At 38.7% G+C, this 17,599-nt stretch carries 12 protein-coding genes; all 12 read left to right on the forward strand.

Annotated features, from left to right (window positions below; genetic code table 11):
• Window positions 1-12: 12 nt before the first annotated feature.
• The 12 genes from nuoL (at window position 13) to spoIID (ending at window position 17,564) form a co-directional block, all read left to right on the forward strand.
• The gene (gene nuoL / locus BEN26_RS09340; RefSeq protein ID WP_069798349.1) at window positions 13-1,854 is read left to right on the forward strand and encodes an NADH-quinone oxidoreductase subunit L; all 1,842 of its coding nucleotides are present in this window, start codon (window positions 13-15) and stop codon (window positions 1,852-1,854) included.
• A complete protein-coding gene (locus tag BEN26_RS09345) occupies window positions 1,854-3,419 on the forward strand; it encodes a complex I subunit 4 family protein (protein WP_069798351.1) in 1,566 nt (521 codons plus the stop codon). Before nuoL ends, BEN26_RS09345 begins: the two co-directional genes overlap by 1 nt.
• A gap of 4 nt (window positions 3,420-3,423) precedes the next feature.
• On the forward strand, window positions 3,424-4,953 hold the full coding sequence (nuoN, locus tag BEN26_RS09350) for an NADH-quinone oxidoreductase subunit NuoN (protein ID WP_068726596.1): 1,530 nt from the start codon (window positions 3,424-3,426) through the stop codon (window positions 4,951-4,953).
• A gap of 291 nt (window positions 4,954-5,244) precedes the next feature.
• Entirely contained in the window at window positions 5,245-6,660 is a 1,416-nt protein-coding gene (locus tag BEN26_RS09355; RefSeq protein ID WP_069798353.1) for a S41 family peptidase, read from the forward strand.
• A gap of 134 nt (window positions 6,661-6,794) precedes the next feature.
• Complete coding sequence (locus BEN26_RS09360) at window positions 6,795-8,864, forward strand: S8 family peptidase (RefSeq protein ID WP_069798355.1); 2,070 nt, start codon at window positions 6,795-6,797, stop codon at window positions 8,862-8,864.
• Window positions 8,865-8,869: 5 nt separating this feature from the next.
• Window positions 8,870-9,103, forward strand: coding sequence for a DUF1146 family protein (locus tag BEN26_RS09365; RefSeq protein WP_068726589.1), 234 nt, complete (start codon window positions 8,870-8,872; stop codon window positions 9,101-9,103).
• A gap of 195 nt (window positions 9,104-9,298) precedes the next feature.
• Window positions 9,299-10,033 carry a YwmB family TATA-box binding protein gene (locus BEN26_RS09370; RefSeq protein ID WP_069798357.1) on the forward strand — a complete coding sequence of 245 codons (735 nt, stop codon included), beginning with the start codon at window positions 9,299-9,301 and terminating at the stop codon, window positions 10,031-10,033.
• A gap of 47 nt (window positions 10,034-10,080) precedes the next feature.
• Window positions 10,081-11,382, forward strand: coding sequence for a UDP-N-acetylglucosamine 1-carboxyvinyltransferase (gene murA / locus BEN26_RS09375; RefSeq protein WP_068726585.1), 1,302 nt, complete (start codon window positions 10,081-10,083; stop codon window positions 11,380-11,382).
• Between the two features lie 153 nt (window positions 11,383-11,535).
• Window positions 11,536-12,774 carry an efflux RND transporter periplasmic adaptor subunit gene (locus tag BEN26_RS09380; protein ID WP_069798359.1) on the forward strand — a complete coding sequence of 413 codons (1,239 nt, stop codon included), beginning with the start codon at window positions 11,536-11,538 and terminating at the stop codon, window positions 12,772-12,774.
• Window positions 12,771-15,899, forward strand: coding sequence for an efflux RND transporter permease subunit (locus BEN26_RS09385; protein WP_069798361.1), 3,129 nt, complete (start codon window positions 12,771-12,773; stop codon window positions 15,897-15,899). The genes BEN26_RS09380 and BEN26_RS09385 overlap by 4 nt, the downstream gene beginning before the upstream one ends.
• Window positions 15,883-16,455: a TetR/AcrR family transcriptional regulator gene (locus BEN26_RS09390; RefSeq protein WP_069798364.1), complete on the forward strand. Its 573-nt coding sequence runs from the start codon at window positions 15,883-15,885 to the stop codon at window positions 16,453-16,455. Before BEN26_RS09385 ends, BEN26_RS09390 begins: the two co-directional genes overlap by 17 nt.
• A 104-nt stretch (window positions 16,456-16,559) precedes the next feature.
• Window positions 16,560-17,564: a stage II sporulation protein D gene (gene spoIID / locus BEN26_RS09395; RefSeq protein WP_069798365.1), complete on the forward strand. Its 1,005-nt coding sequence runs from the start codon at window positions 16,560-16,562 to the stop codon at window positions 17,562-17,564.
• Window positions 17,565-17,599: the final 35 nt, after the last annotated feature.

Consider the following 17,599-nt stretch of genomic DNA (forward strand, 5'->3'; position numbering starts at 1 on the left):
AATGGTGATCAAATGTTTGAAATTGCATGGTTAATTCCACTTTTTCCGCTCATCTCCTTCGTGCTGTTAGTCGCTTTTGGTCGTCAGCTCAAGGAAGGTGCAGCCTACGTAGGTATTGTCTCATTATTAGCCTCATTTGCTTTGGCATTAGGTGTCTTTATCCAAAAGTTAGGTGGAGCAGAGAACTATCTCTACAACATAGATTGGCTTAAAGTTGGAGACAAAACTTTTACCATGGGGTTTGAAATCAATGAATTAAACGCGATGATGTTATTCGTCGTTACCCTTGTAAGTTTAATGGTTCATATTTATTCAAAAGGTTATATGCATGGAGATGAGCGTTTTCCAGTCTTTTATTCCTATCTAGCGCTATTTACCTTTTCCATGTTAAGCCTTGTTATTTCGCCTAATCTATTACAAGCGTATATCTTTTGGGAATTAGTAGGGGCAACCTCATTCCTACTAATCGGATTCTATTACTTTAAACCATCAGCTAGAGCAGCAGCAAAGAAAGCGTTTATCACAACAAGAATAGGGGATTTAGGTATATTCATTGGGATTTCCTTAATCTTCTGGAAGACAGGAACCTTTGACTATGCAGGAGTGTTTGAAGCTGCGGAATCTGGTGCATTAGCTCCTGGCTTCATCACTTTAGTAGCGATTTTACTATTCTTTGGTGCAGTAGGTAAATCTGGTCAATTCCCATTACATATATGGTTACCAGATGCGATGGAAGGTCCTACACCTGTTTCAGCGTTAATCCATGCGGCAACGATGGTTGCTGCCGGTGTATACTTAGTTGCACGGACTTATCCATTATTTGAAGCTTCTCAAACTGCTATGATGACTGTAGCGATTATCGGTGGCTTTACATCCATCTTTGCTGCGTCAATTGGTTTGGTGCAAAATGATATTAAACGCGTATTAGCTTATTCAACTGTCAGCCAATTAGGCTACATGATGCTTGCACTTGGCTCATTCGGATATATTGCAGGAGTATTCCACTTATTTACACATGCCTTCTTTAAAGCACTTTTGTTCCTAGCAGCAGGTAGTGTAATCCATTCAGTAGGAACACAAGATATTAAAGAAATGGGCGGAGTAGGCAAGGATATGAAGATTACAAGAGCAGTATTTTTAATCGGCGCTCTAGCAATTGCTGGGGTACCTGGATTATCCGGATTCTTCTCCAAGGATGAAATTTTAATGGCTGCTTGGGAAAGCGGAAATGGAATTTTATTCTGGTTAGCCTTAATTGCAGCGATAATGACCGCATTCTATATGTTTAGACTTTATTTCTTAACATTTACAGGTAAACCACGTCATAATAATCATCATGTCCATGAATCACCATTTAATATGACATTCCCAATGATGATTCTTGCTGGGTTAGCGATCGTTTCTGGTTACTTTGTATATGCTGGATTTGGTGAATATTTAGGCGCAGAGGGTACTATCGCTGAAGAAGTTCATGGACCTGGTTGGATTATGGCCTTATCCATTATTGCAGCTTTCTTTGGTATTGCCTTAGCATGGGTAATGTATGGCCGTAATAATAAGGTGAAAACCGATGAACCTGTTGGATTACACAAGCTTCTTTACAATAAGTATTATGTGGATGAGGCATATCAAGCAGGGGTTATTCGTCCTTACACTATTTTTGGGTATATTTTAAAATTCTTCGATCACTATGTTGTAGGTGGACTCGTCCAATTAACAGCATATATTTCCGTTGCGATTGGAAAACTTGGAGCAAGATTACAAAATGGTCAAGTACAGGCATACGGTCTAATTACCATTATTGGATTAGTATTGCTATTCATTAGCTTGACGGCAGGGAGGTTGTTAGGATAATGAGCTCATTCGGTTTACTTTCACTGATCACCTTCTCGCCATTACTAGGAATCCTACTCTTATTAATTGTTCCAAAAGATAGAGTAGGAACAATCAAAATGATTGGTATCCTTGTCACATTGATTCCATTAGTATTGGCTATTGGCTTATTTATTGGTTTTGATCGTGCAGATTCTGGTGTGCAATTTCTTGAAAATATTCCATGGATTCACATCAATGTAGGAGCAAGTGTTTTAGAATTTAACTATAGTATGGGTGTAGATGGTTTATCGATGCCTCTTGTTGTCTTGGCGTCAATCGTTGCATTAATGTCAGCCATTGCAGCAGCCAATATGATTAGCAAGCGTTGGAAGGAATATTTTACGATTTTCTTCCTCATGCAAATTGGATTATATGGCGTATTTATGGCACAAAACCTCTTCTTGTTCTTTATTTACTTTGAAATCAGTTTAGTCACTATGTTCTTCTTAGTAGGGATTTGGGGTCAAGATAAAAGGGAAAATGCAGCCTTTACCTTCTTGCTTTACAATGGTTTAGGTTCAGCGATTATGCTGATTGCGTTTATTGCCTTGATGCTTAATGCGGGTTATGTTTCAGGCACGCAAACACCAACCTTTACGACGGATATTCCAACCATTATCTATAATTTAACGGATCCAACATCACCATATTTTGAAATGGCAAAACAAACTGGAAATGTAGCATTTAGCGATTGGTTCCGTTATGGTGTATTCTTTGCTTTATTAGTTGCCTTTGGAATTAAACTACCTGTGTTCCCATTGCATTCATGGATCCTAAAGGTACACTATCAAGCACCACCAGCAATGAGTATGATTCTTTCTGGGGTGCTCTTAAAGATTGGTGCATACGGTCTGTTTCGAATGGAGTATTCCTTCTTCCCAGACCTCATTGGTAAGTATTCAACCTTTTTAGCGATCTTGGGTATCATTAACCTCTTCTATGGAGCAATTATCGCCTTCGTACAAGATGACTACAAAATGGTTGTTGTTTACTCAAGTATAAGCCACATGGGAATTATCTTGATGGGATTAGCAGCAATGAATACATTTGGTTTTCAAGGCGCTGTCTTCCAAATCGTATCCCACGGATTTATCTCAGCATCGATGTTCTATCTTGTTGGGGTGATTTACAGTCGTGTTCATACCGCAAAGATGGATGAACTGGGTGGTTTAGCTAAAACGATGCCATTCACGAGTGGAATTTTATTAACGGCAACTCTCGCTTCATTAGGTCTACCTGGGATGTCTGGATTTGTCAGTGAATTCCTAACCTTCTTAGGTTTATTTGGTGAAAAACCAGTGATCGCTGCGTTTGGTACGATTGGTATCGTATTAACCTCTGCTTATTTACTACGAGCTACTTTAAAGGTTACTTATGGGCCAACGGCAGAGAAATTAGTTGGATTAACTGATGCACGCTCTCTTGAAGTGATCCCGATGGTAGTACTCATTGGACTAATCATTTTGATTGGGGTATACCCAGCCATACTAAGTGAGCCTCTACAAACGACGTTGCAATCCTTATTGACTAGGATAGGAGGGTAGACCTATGAATCTATTAGAGTTAAACTGGGGGCTACTCGCTCCTGAACTAACCATTGCTATTGTTGCAGTAATCTTAACCTTTGCTGACTTAGTGATGCGTAAAGGAGATCGTAAGGTATTTGGATGGTTAAGCATCATTGGTATCATTCTATCCCTTTACTTTGTGATCCAAGATCTCGGTCAGCCAGCACAAGAATTGCTAGAGGGTTCTTATCGTGTGGATAGTTTCGCAAGTCTCTTCAAATTGATTTTCTTAGTCGGAACATTGTTTGTGTTAGTGATGTCAATCAATTATGTAGAGAAAAAAGAAATCAAACATGATGGTGAATTTTACTACTTGTTTTTAACTGCCTTACTTGGAGCAATGTTTATGGCTTCATCGGCAGATATCATTACACTATATATTGGCTTAGAATTATTAAGTATCTCATCTTACATTATGGCAGGTATTCGCAAATTTAATCTAAAATCAAACGAAGCGGCATATAAATATGTGATTATTGGTGGAGTTTCCTCAGCGATCTTCCTCTACGGAACATCTTTTATCTATGGTGTAACCGGAAGTACGAATATCTTTGTCATCGCTGAACGAATTCAGGAAGCTTTTAATGGTGGATTTGACTTCTATATTTATCTTGGCTTCTTTATGATGCTTGTGGGACTGAGCTACAAGATTTCTGCAGTTCCTTCCTACATGTGGTCACCAGACGTATATGAAGGAGCAGCAACACCAGTTACTGCATTCTTATCCGTCATTTCTAAAGCAGCTGGTTTTGCGATTATCATTCGCTTATTTATTACCGTCTTCACACCAATCGTAGTAGAAGTAGTAAACAATAATCCAGTTTTCTTCTTCTTCAATAAAATGACTCTTTTCTTAGCAGTCATTTCTGGACTAACGATGATCATTGGTAATACATTGGCACTTCGCCAAACCAACGTCAAACGAATGATGGCCTATTCTAGTGTGGCACAAGCTGGTTATCTTTTAGTTCCTCTTGCAACCATGACGATGGCAAGTGAGCAACTGATTTCTGTTGATATTCGCAATATCATTTTCTACTTGATGGCATACTTGTTTATGAATCTAGGTGTATTTACAGTCATCACGATTGTAAATAAAGATGCAGGTACAGAGGATCTGAAATCCTTTGCTGGATTATATCATCGTAGTCCATTTGTGGCCATCGCGATGACCTTCTTCTTGATGTCACTCGCAGGGCTTCCAATATCGGCTGGATTCATTGGTAAGTTCAACATTTTCATCAGTGCCTTAACTACTAAATCTTACTGGTTAGCTGGTATCATGGTAGCAACAAGTGTAATCTCATACTTCTACTACTTTAATATTGTACGTCAAATGTACATGAGACCGGGTCACACCGAAGCAAAGCTTAGTATTCCATTTAGCATGCAATTCGTGATTCTCTTGACCTTCATTGGAACTTTCGTCATCGGTCTTGTACCAAACGTAATGCTAGACTTTATAACAAAAAACTTTGACCTTTTCAATATGCTTACTCTTGGTCAATAAGATTCTAATGTACACAATACCCACTAAGGAGACCCCCTCTTTAGTGGGTATTTTTTTGACGGAGCGCGTTGGAATATACTCACCTTCATTCATTAACATAGGGTTTGTATATTCCATAAGCAGCGACTTTTGGGAGCGAGTTTTCCCTCATTATTTTTTAATCATAGAAAACCGCGAGCAACGGAACGCGTTGGAATATACAAACTATGTAGTATTTGGTCATGATCGAATGAAGGAGTTGACCTTTTGTTGCCGAATTAGATAAACAAGAGAAAAAGAGGAGGCAAAACAATGTCAAAGAAATGGTTACCTATCCAACAAAAAATAATCGCAATCATTCTTGTCTTATCCCTGTTTAGCTTTATACCTAATGTGGCACAAGCAGAAGATCCAGATCCGCTAGAAAAACAGAAAGCGATTATGAATGAAATCTATGAACTGATCGAATATTATCATTTACAAGGTGTAGACCCAGATGAATTGATGCAAGGGGCGATTTGGGGAATGATTGACACCCTTGGGGATCCATATACAGCCTATTTTACAGATGAAGAGTATCAATCCTTTACAGATAGTTTAAATGGTTCTTTTGTCGGTATTGGCGTTGTTGTAGAGAAGAATGAAGAGGGAATCACGGTTCAAACGATCATTCCTGGCTCACCTGCCGAAGAAGCAGGACTTCAAGTTGGCGATCTGATCAAATCAGTAGAAGGTATTTCAACTGAAGGAAAAACACTTGAACAGGTTACAAACCAGATTAAAGGAGAAGAAGGAACTTCCGTTACCATGGTAATTCAAAGAGATGAAGAAACCATGACTAAAACCATCACTCGTGGGGACGTATATCTACCTTCTGTAGAATCGGAAATGCTAACCAAAGAAATTGGGTATCTCCGACTATACGCCTTTGGTGAACGAGCAGCAGATGAATTCAAACAACACTTAGAACAATTAAAGGAAAAAGGAATGAAGAAGCTAATCCTCGACTTGCGGGATAATCCAGGTGGATATTTAGATGCTGCACTTAAAATATCTAAAAACTTCATTAAAGAAGGCCCAATCGTTTATGTCAAGGACAATATACAACAAGAAGAGGAATTAGCTATTCAAGGAGGAACAGATTGGAATTCACCGATGGTCGTACTGATCAATGAAGGGACGGCAAGTGCTTCAGAAATTTTAACAGGTGCTTTAAAAGATTATAATAAAGCAACTATTGTTGGAACCAATTCCTTTGGTAAAGGGGTTGTCCAAAGTTTAATTCGGTTAGAAAACGGAGGCTATCTCAAGCTAACGACCAATGAATATTTCACACCGAAAAAGAACAAAATGAATAAAATAGGAATCAAGCCAGATATCATGGTAGAAGAAGTCGATCAACAACTTTCAACAGCCATATCAACCTTAGGTGAAAAAAATATTTTTGTATCAGCAATCGGTAGCAACTGGATTCAGGAGAATAATAAAGATTATGTTGCCTTAAGGCCACTCGTTCATGCCTTAGGCGGTAAAATTTTTTGGAATTCCAAATCCTCAAGTTTAGACGTTGTCATTGGTAAAACGAAAATGGTACTAACCAAGGGTAAAAGTGCTGGTTTCATGATCAAGGACGGTCAGAGTTTTCTTACATTAGCAGAATTAACCAAACACTTACCAGAATTAAAAATAAACAAAAAGCAAGAAATATTAACGATTTATCTCCCATAATATGTTAAAATGAAATACAAAGTCATATAGCGTATTGCACGTTCACAATTTTCCGTGTGATACGTTTTCTTTTTGGGGACAAGAAAGCATAACTTTCTTTTCATATAGGTTCGGAAAAGATGGAGTGGAGCAAAATGGAGCTTTTAAAAAAACAGAAACGGTTGCTAGCAATTCTAATCATAGGACTTATCGTAAATATGACATTCTTAAGAGCAAATGCAGTGCTAATAGGGAATGTTCCAAATGATAAAAATATTGATCAACAACTTTATTTACAACAAATTAAAGCACCTTTAGGATGGGAGGAAATAAACACCAGCGAGGTGACCATTGCCATCCTTGATACAGGGGTAGATCTGTACCATCCTGACTTAAAGGCTAACTTGGTTGAAGGGATAAATCTGATTGATAAAAAGATGCCACCTCAAGATGACAATGGCCATGGAACCAATGTGGCAGGAATTGTTGGAGCGATTGGTAATAATGATGAAGGGATAGCAGGATTAGTATGGAATGCCAAAATCATGCCAATTAAAGTATTAGATGAACAAGGGGAAGGAGACTCTTTCTTAGTTGGACAAGGGATCCGTTATGCGGTCGACCATGGGGCAAAGATTGTTCTTCTATCTTTAGGCGAACCCATCTATACACCTTTTATGAAGGAAGCCGTAGATTATGCAGAATCTAAAGATGTACTAGTCGTTGCAGCATCTGGAAACGAAGGAAATCGATTAAATTACCCATCAGCATTTGCCAATGTACTATCTGTGGGTGCGGTAGATTTAGAGGACGATTACGAAACCTATTCCAATTACGGTCAACAGCTAGATGTTGTTGCGCCTGGTGAAGGGATATATACAACCAAATTAGGTGGAGGGTATACTTCGAATGTGGGAACCTCGATGGCAGCACCACAAGTAGCGGGGTTAGCTGCTTTAATTTATCAAAAATATCCTATTTTAACTCCAGCAGAGGTTAGAGATTTGATTAAATTTACTGCTGATGATGTAGGAAGGCCAGGGTGGGATATCCTAACAGGTTATGGAAGAATTAATGTCGCAAAAGCATTAACAAGTCCGTTATCGACCATAAAGGACGGATATGAACCAAACCAAACAAAAGACAAAGCAACCCCTATTCCATTGCAAGATACAATTAACGCCCAAATTGCTGGAGTCAATGATCATGATTGGTATCAGTTATTATTGCCTTATCGAGGGAAAGTTCAATTGAAAATTCAATTAAAGCAGGAACCTAACGTCCCTCTTCAATTAGATTTAGAACCAGCGAATTTAGAAAATCAACAACCGTTGGTTTATCCAATCAACAAAAATTTAACCATTGATATCGATCTACCAAAGGGAACGACTTATTTAAAAATCAGTCTTTCAACAACTGTTAAAGAAATGACACCTGATAGGGAAACGATCAATGAGCAACTTAGGAATGAAGCGATATCTTACTCCGTTTCTACGAAATATACCATTTATAAGGATAATTATGAAAACAATGATAAACCATGGCAATCTTATCAGATTCAACACTTATCTGAGCCGATTAAAGGAACATTGGAAAAGGATCAAGATTTAGATTGGTATAAACTTTACATACCAAGTAATGGAGAGCTAAAGGCAAAAGTATCTGTTGACACCTTAAGATTGGATCCTGTGATTCGTATTCAACCAGAAGGGAAAAAAGCGATTGAAATCGACAGCCATGGTTCAGGAAAAGCAGAAGAAGGAACTATTTTTGCAAGACCAGGTACTTACTATATTCAAATCTCTGATTATAATGGCTATGGTGTGAATGGAGAATATACCTTACAGCTACAATTTAAAGATATGGATGGAGATATTCATGAACCGAATAACTTATCTAGTAACGCGACAAGGACCACTCCCTCTAACAGAAAAATGGAAGGCATCCTATCCAATGATCAAGATGTAGATTGGTTCATTTTTGAAATCAAACAAATGTCTAACCAACTCGATTTCGACTTTTTAGCAGAACAAGAGGCAGATGTAACGCTTTATGATGATAACTACGAAATCATTTGGAATCAAAAACAAACATCTTGGAAAGAGCAATTAGAATTAAAAAAAGGAACTTATCGACTTCGAATAAAAGGAGAGTTTTCCCATAACCCGTATCAATTTTATTTAAGAGATCATATCAAAGAATTACCAAATAGAAGTGCGAGGTGAGTAAGATGACAACCTATTTTGGCTATATCAGTTTAATGGGGATTATTTTAACACTTGTAAGCATCGGTATATCTTGGTGGGCATTACAGAGTATCCGTTTTGACCTTTTTACCTACAATCCCAAAAGCCCACAAACCAAAGCACTGCAAATTATTTTGTCCATCGTCATCGGATACCAAATGGCTCAATTTTTCATCAATTATTTACAATGGTCATTTAATGTAAAGAGTATGTTTTAAATTTTATTTAAGATGAATGAGAATGTATATTACAAAAGAAGCGACGTTCAGGAATGCATTTCTTACCTTTTGGAACCCCACAAAAGTATATCTTCTCCCATAAGTGTGAACAATGGTTAACAAATAAAAAAGTTTGTATATTCCAATTATGGAATATCCAATCTTGAAGACGAAAATGGTGTGGGAGGAGAAAAAATGAATCAAAAGGGGAAAATAGTCCTTATCTTTATATTGTCAATGACCTTCATTTTAGGTCTTACGGTTCAAGGAGAATCGCAAGAGGATATAGAATTTGTGATTAACTCATTTAAAAAGACAAATGCAGCATTAGACCAATATTGGCTACATGTTGGGATTCCATATGGCATCTATCAGGATGATCACCAATGGTTAGATCTTGGGAATCAATTAAGTAAAGCTTTAGAACTAGCCGAACAAAATCAGCTACAAACGATTGGATTGCAAAAGTTTTATCGTAGCCAAGGAACATGGGGAAAAGAAACAGAAGTTGAATTACAACTAAAACGTCAAAATGCGCAAACAAAAGAGATGTATCTCATCTTCCAGCTAAAAGGGAACCAATCGCTAGAAGAGATGTCGATGTATTATCAAAAATTGTATCAAACATTACAAGAAAACCAAATTTCTCCTAAAATTAACTCTTGTATCCAAGGAAGTATCGATGATAAACTAAATAATGGTACTCAGCTTGTCCTGATTGATCAAATCCTACATAATCTAAAGGCAAAGAAAGTAGAGCAATTAGACACAGATCTAGTCAAAAGCGTCTCAGCCTTTTCAACTTTAATTAAACAATCGATTTGGACAGGGAATCAGAAAATGAATATTCAAGTGGCGACCCATTTAGATGTTTTAAAACAAAGAACAGTGCTTACAGTGGGAACGCCGATCATCATTGTTGAATATTAATAGTATGAGAAAATGTGAAATGAAAAATGAGCGCGGAGGGAACAACTTTGGAAAAAATCATCGTCCGCGGTGGAAGGCAATTATCCGGCAGCGTCAAAATACATGGTGCGAAAAACGCAGTACTGCCGATCCTTGCTGCATCAATTCTAGGGGAAGAAGGAGAAAGCATCATTAATGATGTTCCGTCCTTAGATGATGTCTACACCATTATAGATGTATTATCTTTTATTGGCTTAGATGTTCATTACAAAAATGAAGTCGTTAGAATCAATGCGACAAAGATTGTGCGAACAGAAGCACCATACGACCTAGTCAGAAAAATGAGAGCATCCTTTTTAGTCATGGGACCATTACTTGCGAGAAAAGGGCATGCTCGTATAGCTTTGCCTGGAGGATGTGCCATTGGCAGCCGCCCTGTAGATCAGCACTTAAAAGGTTTTGAAGCAATGGGTGCAAAAATAAGTATTGGTCAAGGCTATATTGACGCCTCTATTGATGGCAAATTAACAGGTGCACGAATCTACCTAGATTATGCAAGTGTAGGTGCAACGGAAAATATTATGATGGCAGCTACATTAGCGAATGGAGTTACAACCATTGAAAATGCTGCGCAAGAACCAGAAATCGTCGATCTAGCCAATTATTTGAATGGAATGGGAGCGAAAATTCGCGGTGCAGGTACAGGAACCATTCGTATTGAAGGAGTAGAACGACTAACCGCGACACAGCATTCTGTTATTCCTGACAGAATTGAAGCAGGAACCTTCTTGGTGGCTGCTGCGATTACTGGTGGCAATGTACTCATTGAAAATGCAATCATTGACCATCTAAAACCCGTGATTGCTAAACTGGAAGAAATGGGCGTTCAGATACTAGAAGAGGAACAAGGTGTTCGTGTAAAAGCAACACATCCATTGAAGGCAGTTGACTTAAAAACGTTACCTCATCCTGGATTCCCTACTGATATGCAATCGCAAATGATGGCATTATTATTAATTGCAAACGGAACAAGTGTGATCACGGAAACTGTTTTTGAAAATCGTTTTATGCATGTTGAAGAATTCAAAAGAATGAATGCCAATATCAAAATCCAAGGTCGAACAGCAGTGGTCGAGGGTAATGCTAAACTAATTGGTACAAGGGTTCAAGCCACAGATTTACGTGCTGGAGCAGCCCTTGTCATTGCGGGGCTCGTTGCAACTGGTGAAACAGAAGTAACCGAACTACACCATATTGACCGTGGGTATGTAAACTTTGTTGGCAAGCTTCAAGCACTAGGTGCAGATATTGAGCGAGTAGCCGATGAAGTAAAGTCAGCCCAAAGCTTGCAACCCCTTTGGATATCTTAATGAATTAAAAAATTAGATATACTAAGATGAAAACAGGAGGATTTTTTCCTTCTGTTTTTTATTTTTCCTCTTTATTTTTTTCGTAAAAACCAATATGATAGAATTTGGATTGAGAACTGACTAGTCGGTTCTGAGGATAAGGAGGAACATGTCATGAGGCAAAGCCGTCGCATAGGAGTATGGTTTGTCATACTTGCTATCATGCTAGTTAGTATCGGATGTTCATCGCAACAAGAGGAACAATCCAAAGAAAACCAACCTGTACCTGTCATGGTACAACAAGTAGAGCGAAAAACGGTTGAACATACCGAACGATATGTAGGTACCATCAAAGCGAACCAAGATGTTCTTGTTTTACCAAAGGTATCAGGAAAAGTTCAAGAAGTTTACGTCAAGCAAGGAGATACAGTAAAAGAAGGGCAGGTTCTTATTAAATTAGATGACCGTGATTTACAGGATCGCTTGCACCAAGCAGAAGCGGCCTACCAACAAGCACTAAATGGACTTACTCAAGCAAAAGAAGGAAAAGGATCTAACCTTGTTCAAGCAGAATCAAGGTTAAAACAAGCAGAAGACGCTTTTCAACAAGCAAAAAAAAATCTAGAACGGATAAAGACACTTTATGAAACCCAAGCAGTTTCTAAAAGCCAATTAGAACAAGCGGAGGCTACCTATCTTCAAGCTGAAACAAACCTAAAAGTGGCTCAGGATGCAGCTGAAAAAGCCAATTCCAATGTCGGGATTGCATCTTCAGAATCTGCCGTACAGCAAGCAAAAGTAGGGGTAGAACAGGCTCAACATGCGATCGCTGATTCAAAAATTACGGCGCCAATCGCAGGACAGGTGGTTGCCATCAATACTGAAAAGGGAGAGATGGCAGGGCCTCAATCTCCAGTAGCGCAGATCGTCAATGCCAATCAAGTCACTGTACAGTTAAACGTTTCTGAAACATCACTTCAAAGCTTTAAGCTAGGACAACAGGTCAAAGTAAATGTCTCAGCTCTCAATCAGGACTTCGCTGGGGAAGTAACCTTTATTGCACCATCGGCGAATGCCCAAACCCTAACATTTGCCATAGAAGTTGTCATCAAGAATGAACAACAACAGATCAAACCAGGAATGCTTGCAGAAGTAACATTGATTAAAGATACAAAACAGCAAATCATCGTTCCTACCCAAGCCATCTTAGGAAATGGGAACCAAACCTATGTTTATATCATTCAGAATGGAAAAGCTGTAAAAAGGCCAGTAAAAGTGATTGAAATGGCTACAGAAGAAACGACAATTGCAGAAGGCGTTTCTGAAAAGGATACAGTTGTGATTAAAGGCCAATATGCGTTAACAGAGGGTACTCCGATTGAGATTGTGAAGGAAGAAGGGAAGTCATCGTGAAACTAGTTGATGTTTCTGTCAAACGTCCAATCGGCGTCATCATGATCGTCCTAGCCATTATCTTGATGGGGACGATTTCTCTTCGTAACCTAGCGATTGACCTATATCCAAAACTGAATCTCCCTATTTCAGTTGTTGTGACTGAATATGAAGGAGCTGCTCCCCAAGAGGTGGAAAAGTTAGTAACCAAACCCCTTGAAGGAAGCTTAGGTACGATTGAAGGGATTAAGAAACTACAATCTACTTCAGCACCAGGCCAATCCCTGATTATCCTCCAGTTTGACTGGGGTTCGAACATGGACGAAAAGATAAATAGCATGAGAGATAAGTTAGACCTTGTAACAAACTTCTTGCCAGAAGAGGCAGGAAAACCGCTTGTATTAAAATTAGACCCAACAGCGATTCCAATTATGAGGCTATCTGTATCCGGGGATTTAGATCAAAACCGTTTAACGCAAATTGCAGAAGATGTAATCAAGCCAAGATTAGAACGTACTCCAGGTGTGGCCAATGTTTCCCTTCTTGGTAGTAAACAGAAAGAAGTGAAGGTTGAAGTTTCACCTGTCTATTTAAATGGCTATGGGATCTCTATCAACCAAATCATTCAGGTTCTCGGATCGGAAAACCTTTCCGCAACAGCGGGAACCCTGCAAAAAGGGGATCAAGAGCTACAGCTTCGGATTAGCGGAGAATTTGAAAATATAGATCAGATCAAAAATGTGCTGATTCCTTTACCAAAAGGAGGAACAGTTAAACTACAGGAAATTGCAAAAATCACAGAGGTAGATAAAAAAATCACAGAGATTACCAAGGTCTCTGGAAAACCGAGTTTAACCTTTGATATTTCCAAAAAATCAGATGGTAACACGATTAAAGTAAGTGACGAACTATATAAATCGATGGAAGGAATAGAAAAGGTTCTTCCTCAAGGGATTCACCTTGACACCGTTTATGATTTATCTGTCTTTATCCGCCAGTCAGTGGATAATGTTTTACAAAATCTAATTGTGGGTGGACTATTAGCCATCATCATTTTATATCTTTTCTTAAGAAATCTACGTTCTACCTTAGTAATAGGTTTAGCGATGCCAATCGCAGTCATCTCAACCTTCAACCTCATCTATTTTACAGGTGAAAGCTTAAACCTATTAACCCTTGGTGGTTTGGCACTTGGTATTGGAATGATGGTAGATAGTGCGATTGTTATCTTAGAAAATATCTTTCGTTATCGCGAACAAGGTTATGAAATGATGGAAGCAGCCCAACAGGGATCAAAAGAAGTCGCTCCAGCAGTAATCGCTTCTGCTTTAACAACGGTTGCTGTATTTATTCCGATTGTCTTTGTAAAAGGATTAGCAGCAGAACTCTTTAGACCATTAGCCTTAACCGTTAGCTTTTCCTTATTGGCTTCTTTAATCGCCTCATTAACGATCGTACCGATGCTCTCTGCTCGTTTGTTAAAAAAGGGAGAAAAAGAACCAAATATAGCTCAAGGTTTTAAAGGAGTGTTATACAAAGTCTTATTTACTTTTGAACGTTTGATGAATAAAGTCTATGACAAATATCAGTCTGCACTAAAATGGTCACTTGGGCACCGAAAGACGGTTGTTTTTGGAACTTTAGCTCTCGTTGTGGCCACTTTTGCACTTGTTCCATTGGTAGGTACAGAGTTTATTCCGACGATGGACCAAGGGGAAATTAATATTGATGTGACCTTACCTCAAGGGACATTACTAGAAGAAACAGACCAAACACTAGCAAATATTGAAGCAAAATTGTCAGGAATTCCTGAAGTGAAGACCGTATTTACCAGTGCAGGAAATGGTGGCGCATTCGCCATGGGAATTGGCAATTCAAATATTGGTAATCTTTATGTCAAATTGATCCCACTATCTGATCGGGATCGAAGTACAGATGAAGTGATGGAAGAAATTCGCCAGTTAACCAAAAAGATTCCTGGAGCCGAAGTGAAAGTCTCACAAATCCAAAGTGGTGGGTTTGGTAGTGGGTCTCCAATCTCCATTATGATATCTGGAGATGATTTAACCGTTTTAGAACAACTTGCTGAACAAGTAAAGAATGAAGTGATGCAAGTAGAAGGAACAAGAAACGTGGAGAGCTCCGTTGACGAAGGTCGTCCCGAAATGCAAATTCTTGTTGATCGAGATAAGGCTTCCTTATATGGTTTAAATTTTGCGCAAATCATGTCCTCAGTCAAGACCGGATTTAATGGGCAAGTTGCTACTCGTTTCCGCAATGAAGGACGAGAAATCGATGTAAGGGTTACATTGCCGGAGGAATATAAAAAAGACATGAACCAGGTAGGAGAAATGTTGCTGCAAACCCCATTTGGTACACAGATTCCTTTAAAAGAAGTAGCAAGCATCGTTCAAGTCAAAGGTCCGACTCAGATTGAGCGTGAAGATCAGAAGCGAAAAGTCACGATTACAAGCGACTTGGTAGGCCGAGACCTAGGTAGTGTAACTAAAGATATTCAAGCCAAATTAGACCAACTTCATCTACCAGATGGTTATATGTATGAAATGGGTGGTCAAGTGAAGGATATGGCAGACGCCTTTGGTGATTTACAATACGCCTTGATTTTGGCGATCTTCTTAGTCTACATGGTGATGGCAGTCCAGTTTGAAGCAATTACCTATCCATTTATCATTATGTTTTCCATGCCTGCAACCTTTATAGGGATTGTAGTCGGACTCGTTATTACAGGATGGCCACTAAGTATTCCAGCCTTTATCGGGGTAATCATGTTAGCGGGTATCGTGGTTAACAACGCAATCGTTCTTGTTGACTATATTAACATTCTCAGAAAGCGGGGAATGGAAAGAAAAGAAGCAATTCTTAAAGCTGGTCCAAACCGACTCCGCCCCATTTTAATGACAACCTTAACAACCATTTTAGGTTTGATTCCATTAATGTTGGGGATTGGCGAAGGAGCAGAGACCCAGGCTCCTTTAGCAACAGTAATGGTCTTTGGTTTATCCTTCTCCACATTAGTTACGTTACTACTTGTACCTGTGATGTACCTATATATTGATGATTTTGAAAACTGGGTAAAACAGAAATGGTTTGGGGGAAGGAGTAAAAAGCATGTCAGAACAAGTTGAATTAACCAAACGGGAAGCAATCTTAAGAAGTGCTTTTATCATCTTTACGGAAAAAGGTTATCATGCCGCCAAAGTGAGTGATGTCGCTGAATTAGCCAAAGTAGGCAAAGGAACCGTTTATGAATATTTCTCAAGCAAGGAAGATCTACTAAGAGGGGTTATTGAAGAAGGGATCAAATACTATATGAAGGAATTAACGGAAAGTATAAAGGGTCCAATTCTTCCTTGGGAAAAGATCAAAAAGATGATTAGAAGACATGCCGAAATTTTAAGAGAAAATCAAAACATTTCCCAATTGATTTTTCATAACTTTGGTATTGTCACTGAAGAGTTTCATCAGTTTTTAATATCCCAGCGCCAAGTTTTTATCGAAATGTTGAAAGATATAATCCAAGAAGGAATCACTTCAGGAGAATTGAAACCAATGAGAACAGAAGTAGCGGCTAGAATTATTCTAGGGAGCATGGTTTCCATTCAATTTGAAACAGGTTGTTTAGATGAAGCATCAGTTGAAGAGATGATTAAGACATTGGCAAACGGGATGATGAAAATCTAGTATTTCTAATGAATTTTAATAGGAAAAAGTTCTATTTCCATCGCTCCTTCATATCTTGTATGGACAGGGTCAAACTGACAAACAAGAATGGAGGAGCTATTTTTATGAGACCAATGATTTTCATCTTCTTATTTATCCTAGGAGTATCCATGATCCTAATTCCTACACTATTTGTAGCATTTTTTGGAAACTCTCATTCTACAGAAATGACAATACCAGAAAAAGTAGATTTAAGAATCGATCCTGATCATTCGATTCCGATCACCGTCTATCGAACAGCAAGCAAAACGGTAGAAACCTATCCAATCGAAGAATATGTACGCGGAGTCGTTGCTGCTGAGATGCCAGTCGATTTTGAATTAGAGGCCTTAAAAGCACAAGCCATGGCAGCAAGAACTTATATCGTTAAAAGAATCTTAACCAATGATTTCTCTGATGTACCAGGTGGGGCGATGGTGACGGATACAATCCAACATCAAGTCTTTCGTTCTGAATCAGAATTAAGAAAAAAGTTTGGGCTTCAATATGCTGAAAAGATCGCCAAGCTGAACCGTGCAGTGAATGAAACGATGGGACAAGTCATCACCTATGAAGGTCAACCGATTACAGCACTTTTCTTTTCAACTAGTAACGGTTATACTGTCAATTCAGAAGACTACTATGTAAAAAAGATCCCTTACCTAAGAAGTGTTCCAAGTCCTTGGGATACAGAATCGCCAAGATTTCAGGGAACAATCTCCATCCCCTTTTCAACAATTCAAGCTAAGTTGAAGGTAGACCCAGCCGTATTCACTTCAACAGGGCAAGAATGGATCAAGGTTTTAGAATGGACGCCAAGTAAAAGAGTAAAGAAGTTGAAGATTGGAGATAAATTATTAACAGGTAGAGAAGTGAGAGAACTCTTAGGGCTTGACTCCTCCAGCTTCACCTTTGAAATTATTGGCGATCAGGTAGTGTTCAATACAACAGGATATGGACACGGTGTAGGTATGAGCCAGTACGGAGCAAATGGAATGGCCAAAGAAGGAAAAAAAGCAGAGGAGATTGTCAAATACTATTACACAGGAGTCGAAGTGAAAGACGATAAAATCTGGATCAAAAAACAATAGAGCAAGTATAAAATTTTGTATCCCTCAGGTATAAA

This window comes from Tepidibacillus sp. HK-1 (assembly GCF_001748485.2).
GTDB classification, from domain to species: Bacteria; Bacillota; Bacilli; order Tepidibacillales; family Tepidibacillaceae; genus Tepidibacillus_B; species Tepidibacillus_B infernus.

What these genes read in the sequence shown, in the direction of transcription:
- BEN26_RS09365 (WP_068726589.1), top strand. Translation starts at nt 8,870, where the DNA reads ATGACAACCTATTTTGGCTATATCAGTTTAATGGGGATTATTTTAACA.
- BEN26_RS09380 (WP_069798359.1), top strand. Translation starts at nt 11,536, where the DNA reads ATGAGGCAAAGCCGTCGCATAGGAGTATGGTTTGTCATACTTGCTATC.
- BEN26_RS09360 (WP_069798355.1), top strand. Translation starts at nt 6,795, where the DNA reads ATGGAGCTTTTAAAAAAACAGAAACGGTTGCTAGCAATTCTAATCATA.
- BEN26_RS09355 (WP_069798353.1), top strand. Translation starts at nt 5,245, where the DNA reads ATGTCAAAGAAATGGTTACCTATCCAACAAAAAATAATCGCAATCATT.
- BEN26_RS09390 (WP_069798364.1), top strand. Translation starts at nt 15,883, where the DNA reads ATGTCAGAACAAGTTGAATTAACCAAACGGGAAGCAATCTTAAGAAGT.
- BEN26_RS09345 (WP_069798351.1), top strand. Translation starts at nt 1,854, where the DNA reads ATGAGCTCATTCGGTTTACTTTCACTGATCACCTTCTCGCCATTACTA.
- nuoN (WP_068726596.1), top strand. Translation starts at nt 3,424, where the DNA reads ATGAATCTATTAGAGTTAAACTGGGGGCTACTCGCTCCTGAACTAACC.
- BEN26_RS09370 (WP_069798357.1), top strand. Translation starts at nt 9,299, where the DNA reads ATGAATCAAAAGGGGAAAATAGTCCTTATCTTTATATTGTCAATGACC.
- nuoL (WP_069798349.1), top strand. Translation starts at nt 13, where the DNA reads ATGTTTGAAATTGCATGGTTAATTCCACTTTTTCCGCTCATCTCCTTC.
- spoIID (WP_069798365.1), top strand. Translation starts at nt 16,560, where the DNA reads ATGAGACCAATGATTTTCATCTTCTTATTTATCCTAGGAGTATCCATG.